Origin of the sequence: Nonomuraea ceibae, from assembly GCF_019396325.1 — a bacterium.
Lineage (GTDB): Bacteria > Actinomycetota > Actinomycetes > Streptosporangiales > Streptosporangiaceae > Nonomuraea > Nonomuraea ceibae.
Genome location: NZ_JAHKRO010000046.1, coordinates 1 through 16,422, shown reverse-complemented (window position 1 = coordinate 16,422; position 16,422 = coordinate 1). Strand labels below are relative to the sequence as shown.

Genomic DNA, 16,422 nt, shown 5'->3' with positions numbered 1-16,422 from the left:
CCGGGGCAGTACACACCAGCGCATGACAGGCGTAGCGTCGGCGGGAGGTGCCATGAGCGAGTACGCCAAGGCAAGGGAGCTGGGCGAGCAGGCCCGCGAGCGGGAATGGGCCCGGCCGAGCTTCGCCAAGCAGCTGTTCCTCGGAGATCTCCGGCTGGACCTGGTGCACCCGGTGCCGGCGCTGCCCGACGAGGACGCCGAACGGGGCGAGGAGTTCGTCAGGCGGCTGCGCCGCTTCCTGGAGACGCACGTGGACCCGGCGCAGATCGAACGGACGGCGCTGGTGCCGGACGAGGTGGTCAAGGGGCTGGCCGGGCTCGGCGCGTTCGGGATCACGATCGGGGAGGACTACGGCGGGCTCGGCCTGCCGTACCTGTACTACTGCCGAGCGCTCATGCTCGTCGGGTCCTACAGCCCGGCGCTGGCCACGCTGCTGTCGGCGCACCAGTCGATCGGCGTGCCGCAGCCGCTCAAGCAGTTCGGCACCGAGGAGCAGAAGCGGGAGTTCCTGCCCAGGTGCGCGCGGGGCGAGATCTCGGCGTTCCTGCTGACCGAGCCCGACGTGGGCTCCGACCCGGCCCGCCTGTCCACCACCGCGGTACGCGACGGCGACGACTACGTCATCGACGGCGTCAAGCTGTGGACCACCAACGGGGTGATCGCCGATCTGCTCGTCGTCATGGCCAGGACCGGCGAGAAGATCAGCGCGTTCGTCGTCGAGGGCGACTCGCCGGGCATCACGGTCAAGCGGCGCAACACGTTCATGGGCCTGCGCGGCATCGAGAACGGCGTGACCGAGTTCTCCCAGGTCAGGGTCCCGGCCCGGAACCTGATCGGGCGGGAGGGCCAGGGCCTGAAGATCGCGCTCACCACGCTCAACACCGGTCGCCTGTCGCTGCCCGCCACCTGCGCGGGCAGCGCCAAGTGGGCCGTCAAGATCGCCCGGGAGTGGGGCAACGCCCGCGTCCAGTGGGGCCGCAAAATCGGCGAGCACGAGGCCGTCGCCACCAAGATCGCCTTCATCGCGGCGAGCGCCTACGCCCTGGAGGCGGTCTGCGAGCTGACCGCCAGGATGGCCGACGACCGGCGCAACGACATCAGGATCGAGGCGGCGCTGGCCAAGCTGTACGCCTCGGAGCTGTCGTACCGGGTGCTCGACGAGCTGGTCCAGCTACGCGGCGGGCGCGGCTTCGAGACGGCGGAGTCGCTGGCGGCGCGCGGCGAGCGCGGCGTGCCCGCCGAGCAGATGCTGCGCGACTCCCGCATCAACCGGATCTTCGAGGGCTCCTCGGAGATCATGCGCCTGCTCATCACCCGGGAGGCGGTCGACGCCCACCTGACGGCCGCCGGTGAGCTGATCAACCCGGAGGCGGGCCCCAAGGAGCGCGCCCAGGCGCTCAGGCGGGCGAGCCGGTTCTACGCCCGCTGGCTGCCGTCGCTGGTGACCGGCGCGGGCCAGCTCCCCACGGCCTTCGCCGGCTTCGGCCCGCTCGCCGCGCACCTGCGTTTCGTGGAGCGGACCAGCAGGAAGCTGGCCCGGGCCACCTTCTACGGCATGTCGCGCTGGCAGGGCAAGCTGGAGCACAAGCAGTCGTTCCTGGGCCGGATCGTCGACATCGGGGCGGAGACGTTCGCCATGACGGCCGTGTGCGTCAAGGCCGAGGAGGACGCGCGCGACCTGGGCCGCCGGCCGTACGAGCTGGCCGACACGTTCTGCCGTCAGGCCAGGTTGCGGGTGGACGCGCTGTTCGACCGGCTGTGGGACAACAGCGACGGGCACGACACGCGGCTGGCCGGCTACGTGCTCGACGGGCGCTACACGTTCCTGGAGGAGGGGGTGCTGGACCCGTCGATCGACGGGCCGTGGATCGGGACGCCCGAGGGCGGGGAGAGCGTGCGGAGAAAAATCCTCTGACGTGTGGTCTAGACCGGTTGTGCGAAACCCGTGGTCCGAGTGTTCTCAAACCGAGACCCACCGGTATAGACCGGTTGATGAACCCGGGCTTACTCTGGCGCACACGTGGCTTCCCAACCCCTGGACGGCGTCCTGAAGCTGGTACGGACCAGCATGACACCGTCCCACGAGAAGGCGGTACTGACGGTGAACATGAAACTTGTGGGCGGCGCCGCTCTCGGCCTGGCGACCATGCTGGTCCTGTCCAGCTGCGGCTCCAGCACGCCGGAGACCGGAGGCGGTGACAAGGCGGCCGGCGGTGGCCAGGTGACGCTGAAGATGGTCGCCGCCGACTACGGCGACGGCCCCGGCAAGCCCAACTCCGGCCAGACGTTCTGGGACGGCGTGGTCAAGGAGTTCGAGGCCGCCAACCCCAACATCAAGGTCGACGTCCAGGTCATCAACTGGAACGACATCGACAAGCAGGTCGCCACCATGATCCAGAACGGTCAGGTGCCCGACATCCTGCAGACCGGTGACTACTCCGGCTTCGTCGCCGACCAGCTCCTCTACAAGGTGGACGAGGTCCTCTCGCCCGAGGTCTCCGGCGACATGCTGCAGAAGTTCGCCGACTACGGCAAGGTCGACGGCACCGCGTACGGCATCCCGTTCGTGTCCTCGGCCCGCGCCCTGTTCTACAACAAGGAGCTGTTCTCCAAGGCCGGCATCGCCGAGCCGCCCAAGACCTGGGACGAGATCAAGGCCGCCGCCAAGAAGCTCAAGGACGCCGGCGTCAGCCAGCCCTTCGGCCTCCCGCTCGGCCAGGAGGAGGCCCAGGCCGAGTCGTTCCTGTGGATGCTCGGCAACGGCGGCGGCTACAAGGACGCTTCCGGCAAGTGGGCGATCAACTCCCCGCAGAACGTCGAGACCTTCACCTACCTCAAGGGCATGGTCGCCGAGGGCCTCACCACCCCCAACCCCGGCACCAAGGACCGCAAGACGGTCTGGGAGGACTTCGGCGCCGGCAAGGTCGGCATGGTCAACGGCGGACCCATGTCCATCCCGATCTTCGACGCGGCCGGTCTGAAGGACTACGGCGTCGTGCCCATCCCCGGCAAGGCGGGCCCGCTCGACACCACGCTCGGCGTCATGGACTGGATCATGGCGTTCAACAAGAACGGCCACGCCGCCGAGATCAAGAAGTTCTTCGACTTCTTCTACACCGGCAGCGCCGCGCAGAAGATCAGCGACACCTACAAGCTGCTGCCCGTCACCAACGGCGGCATCCAGAAGCTGTCCGGCGACGAGAAGCTCAAGCCGTTCCTCGACGCGCTGCCCAACGCCAGCTTCTACCCCTTCCAGGACCCCAAGTGGGCCGACCTGAACCCGGCGATCAAGCAGACCATCGGCGGAGCCGTCACCGACGACCCCGCCAAGGTCCTCGGCGAGCTGCAGAAGACCGCCGAGTCCAGCTGATCCATCAGTGGGTCCGTACGGCCGGCGTCCCCGTCCAGGACGCTGGCCGTACCGTCATGGAAGGTTCGTCATGAGAAGGTTGCGCCCCCTGGAGCCCCTCGCCTGGGTGGGGCCCGCCGTGCTGCTGATCGCGGTCGTCGTGATCTGGCCGGTGATCGAGATGGTCCGGTCGTCGTTCCTGCAGATCAGCCGGGTCGGCGTCGTCCGGGGCTACAACGGCTTCGACAACTACGACAAGCTGTTCGCCGAGAAGGACTTCGCGGACATCATGGTCCGCAGCGTGATCTGGGTCGTGGCCGTCGTCGCGCTCACCGTGCTGATCTCGCTCGCCCTCGCCCAGCTGTTCAACCAGCGCTTCCCCGGCCGCAAGATGGCCCGGTGGGCGCTGATCGCGCCGTGGGCCGCCTCGGTCCTGATGACCGCGATCGTCTTCCGCTGGATGCTCGACCCCGAGGTCGGCGTGATCAACCAGATCCGGCTGAAGCTCGGCCTCATCGACGCGCTCGGCGGCGCCGACGCCGACCAGCTCGGCGTGGCCGCCACCGCGATGCCGTGGCTGGTGTTCGTCGCCGTGTTCGTGTCGGTGCCCTTCACCACGTACGCGCTGCTGGCCGGGCTCGCCACGATCCCGTCCGACGTGTACGAGGCGGCCAAGATGGACGGGGCCTCGCGGCTGCGTACCTACTGGTCGATCACGCTGCCCCTGCTGCGGCCGGCGCTGACCGTCGCCGCGCTGATCAACGTGATGAACGTCTTCAACAGCTTCCCGATCATCTGGGCGATGACCCACGGGCAGCCGGGCTACTCGACGGCCACCTCGACCATCTTCATGTTCATCCTCAAGAGCTCCGACATCGGCGAGTCCGCCGCGATGTCGGTGGTCAACTTCGGAATGGTGCTCGTGATCACCGCCGTCTTCCTCAAGATCTCCCGCTGGAACAGGGCGGTGGCATGATGGCCGTCAAGACCGCACCCCCGGCGCCTCCACGCTCCCACGCCCGCACCGCCCCGCGCGGCGGGCACGCGATGCCCAGGCTCAAGACGACGCTGGTCGCGGCGGCCGCGTACGTGATCGCCTTCATCTTCCTGTTCCCGTACGTGGTGATGGTGCTGACCTCGCTGCGCCCGCAGGAGTCCCTGCGCGACGCGACGCTGCTGCCCACCCAGTGGGAATGGTCGAACCTGGTCACGTTCTGGAGCAGCGGCCTGGCCGGCAACCTCGTCGTCACCCTCCAGGTGGCGGCCGGATCCACGGTCCTGGTGCTGCTGGTGGCCCTGCCGGCCGCCTACTACACGGCCCGGCACAACTTCCGCGGGCGCACCATGTTCCTCATCCTGGTGCTGATCACCCAGATGTTCCAGCCCACCGCCATGCTCGTCGGCATCTACCGGGAGTTCTCCCAGTTCGGGCTGGTCGACTCGGTCTGGTCGCTGATCCTCGTCAACGGCGGCTTCAACCTGGCCTTCGCCGTGTGGATCCTCAACGCCTACTTCGCCTCGATCCCGCGCGACCTGGAGGAGGCCGCGTTCCTCGACGGCAACGGGCGCTTCGGCGCGCTGTTCAGGGTCACGCTGCCGCTGGCCATGCCCGGCGTCATCACCGCGCTGATCTTCACGTTCATCGCCGCCTGGAACGAGTTCGTGGTGGCGCTCACGCTCACCACCACGCCCGAGAAGCAGCCGCTGACCGTGGCGCTGAACTCCTTCATCGGCCAGTATCAGGTCGACTGGCAGAACCTGTTCGCCGGCTCGGTCATCGCCACGATCCCCGTCATCATCCTGTTCGCGCTCATCGAGCGGAAGGTCGTCGGCGGCCTCACGGCCGGCTCGATCAAGTGACTAGCGCGGCACCCGGGCCACGCAGAACACGGTCTGGCCGAACGGCGGGCGGATGAACCGCTCGATCAGCCGGGTGGCCGGCACCACCGTGCGGTCGTAGATCTTGACCAGCCGCGGGTCCGGGTAGCCGACGCCACCCCGGCGCACCGCCGCCCACCAGGCGATGCCGCCCAGCATGTTGATCGGCTTGAGCACGTCGATGTCGAGCCCGGCCCGCGCCACGGTCGCGCGCAGCGTCTTGGGCGTGTAGCGCTGCACGTGACCGACCTTGCGGTCGAAGTCCCCGTACAGCTGCATGTAACCCGGCACCCAGATGATGATCCGGCCGCCCGGCAGCGTCACCCGCGCCAGCGACCGCAGCGCCTCCGCGTCGTCCTCGATGTGCTCCAGCACGTTCATCAGGACGACCGTGTCGACCTTGTCCTCCATCGGCACCTCGTCCGGCAGCGCGAACTGCAGCACGTCGATGTCGTCACGGCCCGCGAACCGCTTGCGGAGCTGCTCCACGCAGTAAGGGTCGAAGTCGCTGACCACCAGCCGGTCGAGCCGAGGCAGGAACTGCTCGGCGAAGTGGCCCAGCCCGGACCCGATCTCCAGCATCGACCGGCCCACGTGCGGCGCGACCATGTCGAACTCGTACTGCCGGTAGTTCTTCGCCTCGTCGCCGCCCAGGTGGTTCTCCAGGGCCTCGTCACCGGCAGCCGGTTGCACTACACGGTCATATCCAGAAGACATAGTCCCGTTCCTTTAAGGGGCTCGCGGAATGGCCCGAGTCTAGTGCCCTTCCGCCCGGGGCCGCCCATGCGATGAAATCTGAACTGTCCCATGGACGACGACGAGGCCATCGCCCGCTCCCTGCGCGGCGACCTGACCGCCTACGAGGCGCTGGTCGCCCGCTACAGCGCGCTCGCCCACCGCACCGCCGCCCTGCTCGGCGCCCGCGACGAGGCCGAGGACGTCGTCCAGGAGGCGTTCGTCAAGGCGTACCGGCACCTGCCGTCCTTCCGCCCCGGCTCACCGTTCCGGCCTTGGCTGCTGCGCATCGTCGCCAACGAGACGCACAACCTGACCCGGGCGCGCGGGCGTCGCTCCGAGCTGTCCGTACGGCTCGCCGCCACGGCCGACGTGGTCAGCGGCGACGACCCGGAAGGCGCCGCCGTGGCCACCGACCGGCGGGCCCGGCTCCTGGACGCCGTCCGCGCCCTGCCCGAACGGGAACGCCGGGCCGTCGTGTGCCGGTACTTCTTACAGCTGTCGGAGGCCGAGACCGCCCAGGTGCTCGGCTGGCCGATCGGCACCGTCAAGTCCAGGACCCACCGCGGCCTGGCCCGGCTCAGGAGGGAGGTGGGCGATGGCCTCGGCTGAACACCCCGGCGACCTGGAGGCCGAACTGCGCGCCCTCGGCGACTCCCTCGCCATCCCCTCCCCACCCCCCGACCAGGTAGCCGCCACCGTCCACGCCCGCCTCACCCTCCCCGGCGACCACCCCTCCTCGCCGGCCGCCCCCCTGCCGGAGAACGCCCCGCCCGACGAGGAGTCGCGTCCGGCCGCCCCCTCCCCTCAGGAGGGCCGGCCGTCCCCGGTGGGCGGGAGCGTCCCGCCCGAAGAGGGGCGCGCCCCTGGCGGCGGGGAGCCACCACCAGCGGCCCCCTCCCCTCAGGAGGGCCGGCTGTCCACGCCGGGGCGCGTTCCGTCCGGTGGTGGGCGCTCTGTTCGTAGGGGGCGGCGGAGGTGGGTGGCCGTCGCGGTGGTGGCGGTCGTGGTGGCCGTGTGCGCGGCTACGCCGCAGGGCCGGGAGGCCGTGGTGGCGGTGCTGCGCCAGGCGGGGATCGAGCTGCGCCTGGGGAGCGAGCCCCCGGCGCCGGTACGGACCACGGCCACGCCGCCGGGCGAGCGCACCGTCCCCCCGGGTGACGTGCGGACCGGCTACCCCAGGGCTCTCGGCGCCCCCGAGCGGGTGACGACGGCCGACGACGGCAGGGTGGTGTCGATGTTCTGGCCGGGCGGCATCCGCTTCGACCGTATCGACGGGACCGTGGACCCGTACTTCTTCAAGAAGCTGGCCCCGCCCTTCCCCGAGCACGTCGAGGTGAACGGCGTCACCGGCTGGTGGGTGGCGGGCGAGCACCCGCTGGGCCACCTCACGCGTGACGACGGCGAGGAGATCCCGTTGCGCCAGGCGTCGGCCACGCTGGTGTGGCAGGTGGGGGACACCGGCTACAGGCTGGAAGGCGCGGGCTCGATGGAGCGGGCGGTGGAGCTGGCCCGTTCACTCGGGTGACACGAGCCAGTCGTCGATCTCCTCGAGCAGCTCCTTGCGCGTGGACTCGGGCGCGGCGGACGACCTGATCGACTGGCGCGCCAGCTCGGCCACCTCGGCGTCGCTGAGCCCGTGCACGTCGCGGGCGAGCTCGTACTGCCGCAGCAGCCGGGCCCCGAACAGCAGCGGGTCGTCCGACCCGAGCGCGATCGGCACCCCGGCGTCGAACAGCCGCCGCAGCGGCACGTCCGCGTCGCTCTCGGCGACGCCGAGGCCGACGTTGGAGGTGGGGCAGATCTCGCAGCAGATCTGCCGGTCGGCCAGGCGCTGCATCAGCCACGGGTCCTCGGCGGCGCGCACGCCGTGGCCGACCCGGTCGGCGCCGAGGTCGTCGACGCACTGCGCCACGCTGCGCGGCCCGAGCAGTTCGCCGCCGTGGGGGACGGCCAGCAGGTCGGCCCGTTTGGCGATGCGGAAGGCGCGTTCGAAGTCGCGGGCCTGGGCGCGGCGCTCGTCGTTGGACAGCCCGAACCCGACGACGCCCTGGCCGGCGTACTGCGTGGCGAGCCGGGCGAGGGTGTTGGCGTCGAGCGGGTGGCGGGTGCGGTTGGCGGCGACGACCACGGCGACGCCGACGCCCGCGGACCGGGCGGCCTGGCCGGCGGCGTCGAGCACCAGCTCCAGGGTGGCGGTCAGCCCGCCGAAGCGCTGCGCGTAGCCGGACGGGTCGACCTGGATCTCCAGCCACCGCGATCCGGCGGCGGCCTCGTCCTCGGCGGTCTCGCGCAGCAGCCGGTAGACGTGCTCGGTGCGGGTGAGCACCGAGCGGGCGATGTCGTACAGGCGCTGGAAGCGGAACCAGCCGCGCTCGTCGGTCGCCCGCAGTCTGGGCGGCCAGTCCTGCTCCAGCGCGTCGGGCAGGTGCAGGCCCTGCTCCCTGGCCAGCTCCAGCAGCGTGGTGTGCCGCATGGATCCGGTGAAGTGCAGGTGGAGATGGGCCTTGGGAAGGGTTTGCAGGGACCGTGCCATCGCCATATCTTGCCACCGGCCGGCGCCGGCCGGTGGCGGGTCAGCGAGCCTCGGCCAGCAGCTTGCCCAGCCTGCTGACGCCTTCGACCAGATCGTCGTCGCCGAGCGCGTAGGACAGCCGGAAGTAGCCGGGGGTGCCGAACGCCTCTCCGGGCACCACGGCGACCTCGGCCTCTTCCAGGATCAGCTCGGCCAGCTCCGCCGACGTCTGGGGCCGCCGCCCGCGCAGTTCCTTGCCGATCAGCTCCTTGACCGTCGGATACGCGTAGAACGCCCCCTTCGGCTCAGGGCAGAACACGCCCGGGATCTCGTTCAGCATCCGGACCATCGTCCGGCGGCGCCGGTCGAACGCCTCGCGCATCCGCGCCACGGCCGACAGGTCGCCGGAGACCGCCGCCAGGGCCGCCATCTGCGACACGTTGGCGACGTTGGAGGTGGCGTGCGACTGCAGGTTGGCCGCCGCCTTGACGACGTCGGGCGGGCCGATCAGCCAGCCGACCCGCCAGCCCGTCATCGCGTACGTCTTGGCCACGCCGTTGAGGATGACCACCTGGTCGCCCAGCTCGGGGACGGCCGTGGCGATGCTGGTGAACTCGGCGCCGCCGTACGTCAGGTGCTCGTAGATCTCGTCGGTGACCACCCACAGGCCGTGCCCGGCCGCCCAGCGGCCGATCGCCTCGGTCTGCTCGCGCGAGTAGACGGCGCCCGTCGGGTTGGACGGCGAGACGAACAGCAGGACCTTCGTGCGCTCGGTCCTGGCGGCCTCCAGCTGCTCGACGCTCGCCAGGTAGCCGGTGGTCTCGTCGGTCACCACGTCGACCTGGACGCCCCCGGCGAGCTTGATCGCCTCGGGGTAGGTGGTCCAGTAGGGGGCGACCACGAGCACCTCGTCGCCCGGGTCGAGCAGCGTCGCGAACGCCTGGTAGACGGCCTGCTTGCCGCCGTTGGTCACCAGCACCCGCGAGGCGTCCGTCGCGTAGCCGGAGTCGCGGCGCGTCTTGTCGGCGATGGCCTGCTTCAGCTCGGGCAGGCCGCCGGCCGGGGTGTACTTGTGGAAGCGCGGGTCGCGGGCGGCCTCCACGGCGGCCTCGACGATGTAGTCAGGCGTCGGGAAGTCGGGCTCGCCCGCGCCGAAGCCGATGACCGGGCGGCCGGCGGCCTTCATCGCCTTGGCCTTGGCGTCCACGGCGAGAGTCGCGGACTCGGAAATCGCGGAGATCCGTGCGGACACACGGGGTCTGGTGGACATGTGTCCATGCTCGCATGCCGCCCGTGACCTGGGCGATCGCTTATGGTTCGACGTGACGGAGATTCACCCGTACACTTTTCGCCAGGTCGTGCCGCCGCATGGTGGGTGCGGTTCGGTCCAGGCAGTGAGTCAATCAGGGTAGTGTGGTTGACGACATAGGGCACTGGCGCAATTGGTAGCGCACCGGTCTCCAAAACCGGCGGTTGGGGGTTCGAGTCCCTCGTGCCCTGCGAGTGCGGTCCGCGCAACGAAGGCGTGTCAGCGCGCCGCAAAACTGCGTTGGATACGACTGATTCAGGTGAGGACTGTGGCGATCGACACGCGCGGCGAGACCGCAGGCAAGCCTAGCGGTGAGAAGAAGAAGCGCACTTCTCCTGCCCTCTTCTACCGTCAGATCATCAGCGAGCTGCGTAAGGTCATCTGGCCGACACGCAAGGAGCTCGTCACCTACACGACGATCGTTCTGATATTCGTTGCGATCATGGTGGCGATCGTTTACGGGCTGGACGCCGGCCTCGGCTGGGCCGTCCTGGAAATCTTCGGCTGATCTGACTCCGCCGGTGCCCGCCTGACGCAGTCGCCGTTCGATTCAACGAAAGAGGAAGAGCCACCGTGTCCGAGTCTTCAGTGCCGGCGGACGACTCCCGCGACGAGCGGGACCGCGAGCCGGAAGAGGCCTTCGAGGCCGCTGAGGAGACCGTCGACGACGTCGCGGAGAGCGACGACGAGGCCGCCGAGGAGACCGAAGAGTCCCCCGTGGCCGCCGACGAGTCTCCCGCCGTCGACGACGAGGGTGACGCTCAGCCCGACGTCGACCCGGTCGAGGAGTTCAAGCGCGGCCTGCGCGGGCTCCCCGGCGAGTGGTACGTGATCCACTCCTACGCCGGTTATGAGAACCGGGTGAAGTCCAACATCGAGAGCCGCAACGTGTCGCTCAACATGGAGGACTACATCTACCAGGTCGAGGTGCCGACGCACACCGTCCAGGAGTTCAAGAGCGGCAAGAAGGTCCCGGTCAAGGAGCGCGTGCTGCCGGGCTACGTGCTGGTGCGCATGGAGCTGACCGACGAGTCGTGGGCCGCGGTGCGCAACACCCCCGGCGTCACCGGCTTCGTCGGCCTGTCCAACAAGCCCAGCCCGCTCAGCCTCGACGAGGTCGCCAAGCTGCTCGCCCCGGAGCCCACCGAGGAGAGCAAGAAGGCCACGACCAAGACCGCCACCGGTCCCACGGTCGAGTTCGAGATCGGCGAGTCGGTCACGGTCATGGACGGCCCGTTCGCCACGCTGCCCGCCTCGGTGAGCGAGATCAGCCCCGAGTCGCAGAAGCTCAAGGTGCTCGTGTCGATCTTCGGCCGGGAGACCCCGGTGGAGCTCTCGTTCAACCAGGTCTCGAAGATCTAGGACGATCACCTACACTTAGACGTTCGGTCGGCCGCCTGTCGCGAGGGCGGCCTCCGACATGTCCGGGCGCATCCGCGTCCGGACGGCATCGCAATCAGGACCCGGAGAAGGACACATGCCTCCGAAGAAGAAGATCGCGGCGCTGGTCAAGGTTCAGCTTCCCGCTGGCCAGGCCACGCCCGCCCCGCCGGTCGGTACCGCCCTCGGTCCGCACGGCGTCAACATCATGGACTTCGTCAAGCAGTACAACGCTGCCACGGAGGCCCAGCGGGGCAACATCATCCCCGTCGAGATCACCATCTTCGAAGACCGCAGCTTCACCTTCGTCACCAAGACGCCGCCGGCGCCCGAGCTGATCAAGAAGGCTCTGGGCCTCGACAAGGGCAGCGCGGTCCCGCACAAGGACAAGGTCGGCAAGCTCAGCCGCGACCAGCTGCGCAGCATCGCCGAGACGAAGATGCCCGACCTCAACGCCAACGACATCGAGGCGGCCGAGAAGATCATCGCCGGCACCGCCCGGTCGATGGGCATCACCGTCGCCGACTGACCCCTTTCCCTGACCGTGGGAGGGCCGCACGCCGGCCCGCAGACCACAAGGAGACCGAGATGAAGCGCAGCAAGGCGCACAAGGACGCGGCGGCCAAGGTCGACCGCGACAAGCTCTACAGCCCCGCCGAGGCCGCCAAGCTGGCCAAGGAGACGTCCACCACCAAGTTCGACGCGACCGTCGAGGTCGCGCTGCGGCTGGGCGTCGACCCTCGCAAGGCCGACCAGATCGTGCGCGGCACGGTCAACCTTCCGCACGGCACCGGTAAGACCGCCCGGGTCCTGGTCTTCGCGACCGGTGACCGTGCCGAGGCGGCCCGCGAGGCGGGCGCCGACATCATCGGCGCCGACGAGCTGATCGACGAGATCGCCAAGGGCAACCGGCTCAACGAGTTCGACGCCGTGGTCGCCACGCCGGACCTCATGGGCAAGGTCGGCCGCCTGGGCCGCGTCCTGGGCCCGCGTGGTCTCATGCCCAACCCGAAGACCGGCACGGTGACCCCCGACGTCGCCAAGGCCGTGACGGAGATCAAGGGCGGCAAGATCGAGTTCCGCACCGACCGGCAGGCCAACCTGCACTTCGTCATCGGCAAGACGTCGTTCGGCGAGCTTCAGCTCATCGAGAACTACGCCGCCGCGCTCGACGAGGTGCTGCGTCTCAAGCCGTCGGCCGCCAAGGGCCGTTACGTCAAGAAGGTCACCTTCTCGACGACGATGGGCCCGGGCGTCCCGGTCGACCCCAACGCCACCCGCGGCCTCGCCGCGGAGCTGGAGGCCTGAGCCTCCTCCGCGTAGAAGAGCGCGCTCTCCCTTCGGGGCGGGCGCGCTTTTCGCATGTACGGGCCCAGCGCGTACGGTCAGCGCGTACGGGTCAGGGACGCCCCTGGGTTTTCCCGGAGATGTCGCGGGAAGACGCCACGGGCAGACTCCCGACACGTAGGGTCGAATCATGCTGAAGCGCAGGTTTTCTCTCGCCACCGCCGCGGCCGGTGCCGCTCTCGTCGCGGCCGCTGTGGCCGGTTGCGGAACGAACGCGCAGCCCCTCCACGTCAATCTGGCCGCCTCCGAGGTGCTGGCGCAGGCCGCCCAGCGGACGGCGGACGTCAGTTCCTACACGGTCGACGCCGTCGTCAACGTCTCGCATCCCGACCAGGGCGCCGGCAAGGTGCAGGGCCGCATGCTCTACCAGAGCAAGCCGGAGCTGGCCGTGGACCTCACGCTCGACAGCGCGGACGTCGGCGGCAAGGGCCTGCCGGGCGGCGCGCGGGCGGTGCTGCAGGGCGACACGGTGTACGTGAAGGTCGAGGCGCTCAACAAGATGCTCGGCGCGACCAAGCCGTGGATCAAGGTGCCGCTGGCCGAGATGGGCGAGCAGGGCCAGGTCGACCAGCTGCTGGGCCAGATCCAGCAGTTCGACCTCGCCAACGTGACGAAGATGGTCACCGCCTCCCAGAACGTCAAGGCCGTCGGCACCGAGAGCGTCGGCGGCGAGGACACCACCCACTACAGCGGCACGTTCCCGGTGGACGCCGCCGTGCGGCAGCTGCCCGCCGAGGAGCAGGAGCAGGCCAGGAAGGGCCTCGCCGAGCTCAAGGACGTCAAGTTCGACATCTGGGTGGCGGCCGACGAGCTGCCCCGCAAGCTCACGATGAGCGGCTCCAAGGACGGCGGCACGATGGACGCCGCGCTGATGTTCAAGGGCTTCAACGAGCCCGTCGACATCCAGGCGCCCCCGGCCGACCAGGTGGGTGAGCTGCCCAAGGGCACGACCAACTAGAGAGCGATTTGGAAACTCGGCGACCAGGCCGTACTCTGGTCGTTGCCGAAGACCGCCGGTCGTCGTCAGGTGCCTCAAATGCCTGGCGACCGAAGGATCCACGACTTCGTGGACGGCCCGCGCAGGTGTGAATGCGAGTTCCCCGCATGGAGTGATCCATGTGCGTGAGCCCCGTGTGCGCCCTGCGCCCGGGGCTGTTCTCATTTCTGACTCCCTTCGCCGGCGGCACATCTGGAAGGAGGCCCATGGCGAGGGCGGATAAGGCGACAGCGGTTGCCGAGCTCAAGAGCGAGTTCGAAGGCAGCGCTGCCGCCGTTCTGACCGAGTACCGCGGTCTCACCGTTGCCCAGCTCAAGGAGCTGCGCACCTCTCTCGGTGAGAATGCGAAGTTCGCCGTGGCGAAGAACACCCTGACCAAGATCGCGGCCAACGAGGCCGGTCTCGCGGGCCTCGACAGCCTGCTCGCCGGTCCGACCGCGATCGCCTTCGTCAACGGCGACGTTGTCGAGGCGGCCAAGGGTCTGCGTGACTTCGCCAAGGCCAATCCCCTTCTGGTGATCAAGGGCGGCGTCCTCGACGGCAAGACGCTGGACGCCACCGAGATCACCAAGCTCGCCGACCTGGAGTCCCGTGAGGTTCTCCTCGCGAAGCTGGCCGGTGCCCTGAAGGCGAAGCAGAGCGCTGCTGCCGCGATGTTCGCCGCGCTGCCGACCAACATGGCCCAGCTGGCCGACGCCCTTCGCGCCAAGCGCGAAGAGGCGGGCGAGTAACACGGGGATTGCCGCAACACCCGCGGTCCCGTTCCTAAATTTCGCAAGTCGTAAACGGAGGAAACATCATGGCGAAGCTCAGCACCGACGAGCTGCTCGACGCGTTCAAGGAGATGACCCTTCTTGAGCTCTCCGAGTTCGTGAAGCAGTTCGAGGAGGTCTTCGACGTCAAGGCCGCCGCCCCCGTCGCGGTTGCCGCCGCCCCCGCCGCCGGTGGCGGTGGCGAGGCCGCCGCCGTCGAGGAGCAGGACGAGTTCGACGTCATCCTCGAGGCCGCCGGCGACAAGAAGATCCAGGTCATCAAGGAGATCCGCGCCCTCACGTCCCTCGGCCTGAAGGAGGCCAAGGACCTGGTGGACGGCGCTCCCAAGCCGGTCTTCGACGGCAAGGTCAACAAGGAGCAGGCGGAGAAGGCCAAGGCTGCCCTCGAGGGCGCCGGCGCCACGGTCACCGTCAAGTAGTTCGTTTCGCCTGAGGGGCGGCCACACCCTGGTGCCGGGTGTGCCGCCCCTTTCGCATGCCTCCAGAAGGGCCTGTATAGCCGTCTGAGAGACCCGGGGGAAGGCGCCGGGTTATGATCCGGCGACCGGTCCGGAAGGGGGCAGAACGTGGCTGCGATGTCCGCCCGCCTCCTCAACTGGCTGCTCGCCGCCGCGGTGGCGCTGCTGGGCGCCGCCGCCACCTGGCTCGTCGTCCAGGACCGCGACGCGCAGGCCGCCTGGGACGACCGGCAGGCGGTGCTGCTGGCCGCCCGCACCCACGCGGTCAACCTGCTCTCGCTCGACTACCGCACCATCGACGCGGACGTGGCCCGCATCCTGGCCACCTCGACGGGGGCCGCGCGGGCCGAGTACGAGGCCGGGGCGGGCAAGCTCAAGGACACCACGAAGTCGGGCAAGGTCGTCCAGGAGGGCGTCGTGCGCGCCACCGGGCTGGTGTCGATCGGCCCGCGCACGGCCAAGGCGCTCGTGGTCGCCGACGTGCAGATCCGCTGGGACGGCTCCCGCAACGCGCCGCAGGAGCGCTTCTACCGGTGGGAGATGGACCTGGCCAGGACCGGCGGCGTGTGGCTGGTGTCGAAGGCGGTGCAGGTGTGAGGCGGATCGCGACCGTGCTGCTGGCGGTGCTGACGCTCGCGCTCGGCGTCGCGTGCGCGATGCTGCTGCTCGACTACAAGGCGCTGCACGACAGCGAGAGGTCGGGGACCGAGGCGATGGCCGCCGCCCGGGCCGTCGCGCCTGATCTGCTCTCCTACGACTATCGCACGGTGGAGCAGGACCTGGCGCGGGCCGGCCGGCACACGACCGGCGCGCTGACCCGATACTACCGGGAGCTGTCGGGCACGCTGGTGGCCAAGGCGAAGGCCCAGAAGACGGTGCAGACCGCCTCGGTCGTGGCCGCGGCGGTCGAACGGGCCGAACCCGGGCGCGTCGAGGTTCTTCTGTTCGTGAACACGGGTACGGTCAAGGCGATCACCGGGAAGGCCGAGCCGCAGCAACAGGTCAGCCAGAACCGCGCCAGGTTCGTCATGGTGTGGCAAGATTCCCGCTGGCTGGTGGCCGACCTGTCGACGCTGATCGGCAGCGCCTGAGGGCTCGGGCGTGGCGCGACCTTCAATTGTTATCAAAATTCAGGTTTGGCGAAGCCTTGGGGATGGGTATCCCCGTCACTGCTACACCGGTTGTCGGCATGGGTTCGACCCCCGGTGTGACGGAGCGTTAACCGCCCCCGTTCGCGGGTATCGTCTTGGGCCTGGCGGTAGGCGACCGATCACACAGGGGAGAAAACCCAGCGTCCGGGCCCTAAGTCGGCTAAAAGTCGGCCTAACGGGCTTGACGTTTACGCTCGGACGGGCGATGCTGCGACCAACGTGGAGCATGCAGCGAGAGCGAAGTGGACAGGCGTGTGCCGTTCGGCTACACTGCCCCTTTGCGCTGCCCTTTGACGACCCGCTCCGCTGCTCACGTTGCGAGGTTGTCTGGCGTGCGTGTAGTCAGTCCGCCGCGAGCCCTCGGAAGGACATCTGTTGGCAGCCTCGCGCAACGCCTCCGCCGTACCCGCCGGTCCCCGTCGCGTCTCTTTTTCGCGCATCCAGGAGCCCCTCGAAGTTCCTGACCTTCTCGCCCTGCAGACCGAGTCGTTCGACTGGCTGCTGGGCAACGAGAAGTGGAAGGGCCGGGT

Annotated in this window: 18 protein-coding genes and 1 tRNA gene; 16 read left to right on the top strand and 3 right to left on the bottom strand. The window is 69.3% G+C overall.

What is annotated here, in order from left to right:
* Positions 1-52: 52 nt before the first annotated feature.
* The 4 genes from KME80_RS25940 to KME80_RS25925 all read left to right on the top strand — a co-directional run bounded on the left by KME80_RS25940 (position 53) and on the right by KME80_RS25925 (position 5,209).
* Entirely contained in the window at positions 53-1,915 is a 1,863-nt protein-coding gene (locus KME80_RS25940) for an acyl-CoA dehydrogenase family protein (RefSeq protein ID WP_219508777.1), read from the top strand.
* A gap of 105 nt (positions 1,916-2,020) precedes the next feature.
* A complete protein-coding gene (locus KME80_RS25935) occupies positions 2,021-3,370 on the top strand; it encodes an extracellular solute-binding protein (RefSeq protein ID WP_308125936.1) in 1,350 nt (449 codons plus the stop codon).
* Between the two features lie 70 nt (positions 3,371-3,440).
* On the top strand, positions 3,441-4,325 hold the full coding sequence (locus KME80_RS25930; RefSeq protein ID WP_246645798.1) for a carbohydrate ABC transporter permease: 885 nt from the start codon (positions 3,441-3,443) through the stop codon (positions 4,323-4,325).
* Positions 4,322-5,209, top strand: a complete 888-nt coding sequence (locus KME80_RS25925; RefSeq protein WP_246645797.1) for a carbohydrate ABC transporter permease — start codon at positions 4,322-4,324, stop codon at positions 5,207-5,209. The genes KME80_RS25930 and KME80_RS25925 overlap by 4 nt, the downstream gene beginning before the upstream one ends.
* Here the strand turns inward: KME80_RS25925 and KME80_RS25920 are convergent, their stop codons facing one another.
* The gene (locus KME80_RS25920; RefSeq protein ID WP_308125935.1) at positions 5,210-5,920 is read right to left on the bottom strand and encodes a class I SAM-dependent methyltransferase; all 711 of its coding nucleotides are present in this window, start codon (positions 5,918-5,920) and stop codon (positions 5,210-5,212) included.
* Positions 5,921-6,034: 114 nt separating this feature from the next.
* Between KME80_RS25920 and KME80_RS25915 the strand changes: the two genes are divergently transcribed.
* Positions 6,035-6,574, top strand: a complete 540-nt coding sequence (locus KME80_RS25915) for an RNA polymerase sigma factor (RefSeq protein ID WP_219508774.1) — start codon at positions 6,035-6,037, stop codon at positions 6,572-6,574.
* Entirely contained in the window at positions 6,561-7,490 is a 930-nt protein-coding gene (locus tag KME80_RS25910; protein ID WP_219508772.1) for a hypothetical protein, read from the top strand. Before KME80_RS25915 ends, KME80_RS25910 begins: the two co-directional genes overlap by 14 nt.
* On the opposite strand, the gene KME80_RS25905 is transcribed toward KME80_RS25910, so the two are convergent.
* Positions 7,479-8,498: an adenosine deaminase gene (locus KME80_RS25905; protein ID WP_219508771.1), complete on the bottom strand. Its 1,020-nt coding sequence runs from the start codon at positions 8,496-8,498 to the stop codon at positions 7,479-7,481. The two genes, KME80_RS25910 and KME80_RS25905, sit on opposite strands and share 12 nt — an antisense overlap.
* 40 nt (positions 8,499-8,538) lie before the next feature.
* Positions 8,539-9,747: a pyridoxal phosphate-dependent aminotransferase gene (locus KME80_RS25900; RefSeq protein WP_219508769.1), complete on the bottom strand. Its 1,209-nt coding sequence runs from the start codon at positions 9,745-9,747 to the stop codon at positions 8,539-8,541.
* Positions 9,748-9,904: 157 nt separating this feature from the next.
* On the opposite strand from KME80_RS25900, the gene KME80_RS25895 reads away from it, so the two are divergent.
* The 10 genes from KME80_RS25895 (at position 9,905) to KME80_RS25850 (ending at position 15,832) form a co-directional block, all read left to right on the top strand.
* Positions 9,905-9,977, top strand: a tRNA-Trp gene (locus KME80_RS25895).
* A gap of 77 nt (positions 9,978-10,054) precedes the next feature.
* Positions 10,055-10,294, top strand: coding sequence for a preprotein translocase subunit SecE (secE, locus tag KME80_RS52010; protein WP_219508767.1), 240 nt, complete (start codon positions 10,055-10,057; stop codon positions 10,292-10,294).
* 65 nt (positions 10,295-10,359) lie between these two features.
* A complete protein-coding gene (nusG, locus tag KME80_RS25885; protein ID WP_219508766.1) occupies positions 10,360-11,148 on the top strand; it encodes a transcription termination/antitermination protein NusG in 789 nt (262 codons plus the stop codon).
* Positions 11,149-11,263: 115 nt separating this feature from the next.
* Entirely contained in the window at positions 11,264-11,695 is a 432-nt protein-coding gene (gene rplK / locus KME80_RS25880) for a 50S ribosomal protein L11 (protein WP_219508764.1), read from the top strand.
* Between the two features lie 59 nt (positions 11,696-11,754).
* On the top strand, positions 11,755-12,474 hold the full coding sequence (rplA, locus tag KME80_RS25875) for a 50S ribosomal protein L1 (protein WP_219508763.1): 720 nt from the start codon (positions 11,755-11,757) through the stop codon (positions 12,472-12,474).
* Between the two features lie 169 nt (positions 12,475-12,643).
* Entirely contained in the window at positions 12,644-13,471 is an 828-nt protein-coding gene (locus KME80_RS25870) for an SCO4651 family lipoprotein (protein ID WP_246645796.1), read from the top strand.
* Positions 13,472-13,716: 245 nt separating this feature from the next.
* Positions 13,717-14,241 carry a 50S ribosomal protein L10 gene (rplJ, locus tag KME80_RS25865; RefSeq protein WP_138689471.1) on the top strand — a complete coding sequence of 175 codons (525 nt, stop codon included), beginning with the start codon at positions 13,717-13,719 and terminating at the stop codon, positions 14,239-14,241.
* 68 nt (positions 14,242-14,309) lie between these two features.
* A complete protein-coding gene (gene rplL, locus KME80_RS25860) occupies positions 14,310-14,702 on the top strand; it encodes a 50S ribosomal protein L7/L12 (protein WP_219508761.1) in 393 nt (130 codons plus the stop codon).
* A 156-nt stretch (positions 14,703-14,858) separates the two neighbouring features.
* Positions 14,859-15,338: an Rv1363c family protein gene (locus KME80_RS25855; RefSeq protein ID WP_219508846.1), complete on the top strand. Its 480-nt coding sequence runs from the start codon at positions 14,859-14,861 to the stop codon at positions 15,336-15,338.
* Complete coding sequence (locus KME80_RS25850; RefSeq protein ID WP_219508759.1) at positions 15,335-15,832, top strand: Rv1363c family protein; 498 nt, start codon at positions 15,335-15,337, stop codon at positions 15,830-15,832. The genes KME80_RS25855 and KME80_RS25850 overlap by 4 nt, the downstream gene beginning before the upstream one ends.
* Positions 15,833-16,422: the final 590 nt, after the last annotated feature.

Excerpts from the sequence above, each read along its gene's own strand:
- KME80_RS25940 (WP_219508777.1), top strand. The coding sequence starts at position 53 with ATGAGCGAGTACGCCAAGGCAAGGGAGCTGGGCGAGCAGGCCCGCGAG.
- KME80_RS25930 (WP_246645798.1), top strand. The coding sequence starts at position 3,441 with ATGAGAAGGTTGCGCCCCCTGGAGCCCCTCGCCTGGGTGGGGCCCGCC.
- KME80_RS25925 (WP_246645797.1), top strand. The coding sequence starts at position 4,322 with ATGATGGCCGTCAAGACCGCACCCCCGGCGCCTCCACGCTCCCACGCC.
- KME80_RS25915 (WP_219508774.1), top strand. The coding sequence starts at position 6,035 with ATGGACGACGACGAGGCCATCGCCCGCTCCCTGCGCGGCGACCTGACC.
- KME80_RS25910 (WP_219508772.1), top strand. The coding sequence starts at position 6,561 with ATGGCCTCGGCTGAACACCCCGGCGACCTGGAGGCCGAACTGCGCGCC.
- KME80_RS25905 (WP_219508771.1), bottom strand. The coding sequence starts at position 8,498 with ATGGCACGGTCCCTGCAAACCCTTCCCAAGGCCCATCTCCACCTGCAC.
- KME80_RS25900 (WP_219508769.1), bottom strand. The coding sequence starts at position 9,747 with ATGTCCACCAGACCCCGTGTGTCCGCACGGATCTCCGCGATTTCCGAG.
- rplK (WP_219508764.1), top strand. The coding sequence starts at position 11,264 with ATGCCTCCGAAGAAGAAGATCGCGGCGCTGGTCAAGGTTCAGCTTCCC.
- rplA (WP_219508763.1), top strand. The coding sequence starts at position 11,755 with ATGAAGCGCAGCAAGGCGCACAAGGACGCGGCGGCCAAGGTCGACCGC.
- KME80_RS25870 (WP_246645796.1), top strand. The coding sequence starts at position 12,644 with ATGCTGAAGCGCAGGTTTTCTCTCGCCACCGCCGCGGCCGGTGCCGCT.
- rplJ (WP_138689471.1), top strand. The coding sequence starts at position 13,717 with ATGGCGAGGGCGGATAAGGCGACAGCGGTTGCCGAGCTCAAGAGCGAG.
- rplL (WP_219508761.1), top strand. The coding sequence starts at position 14,310 with ATGGCGAAGCTCAGCACCGACGAGCTGCTCGACGCGTTCAAGGAGATG.
- KME80_RS25855 (WP_219508846.1), top strand. The coding sequence starts at position 14,859 with ATGTCCGCCCGCCTCCTCAACTGGCTGCTCGCCGCCGCGGTGGCGCTG.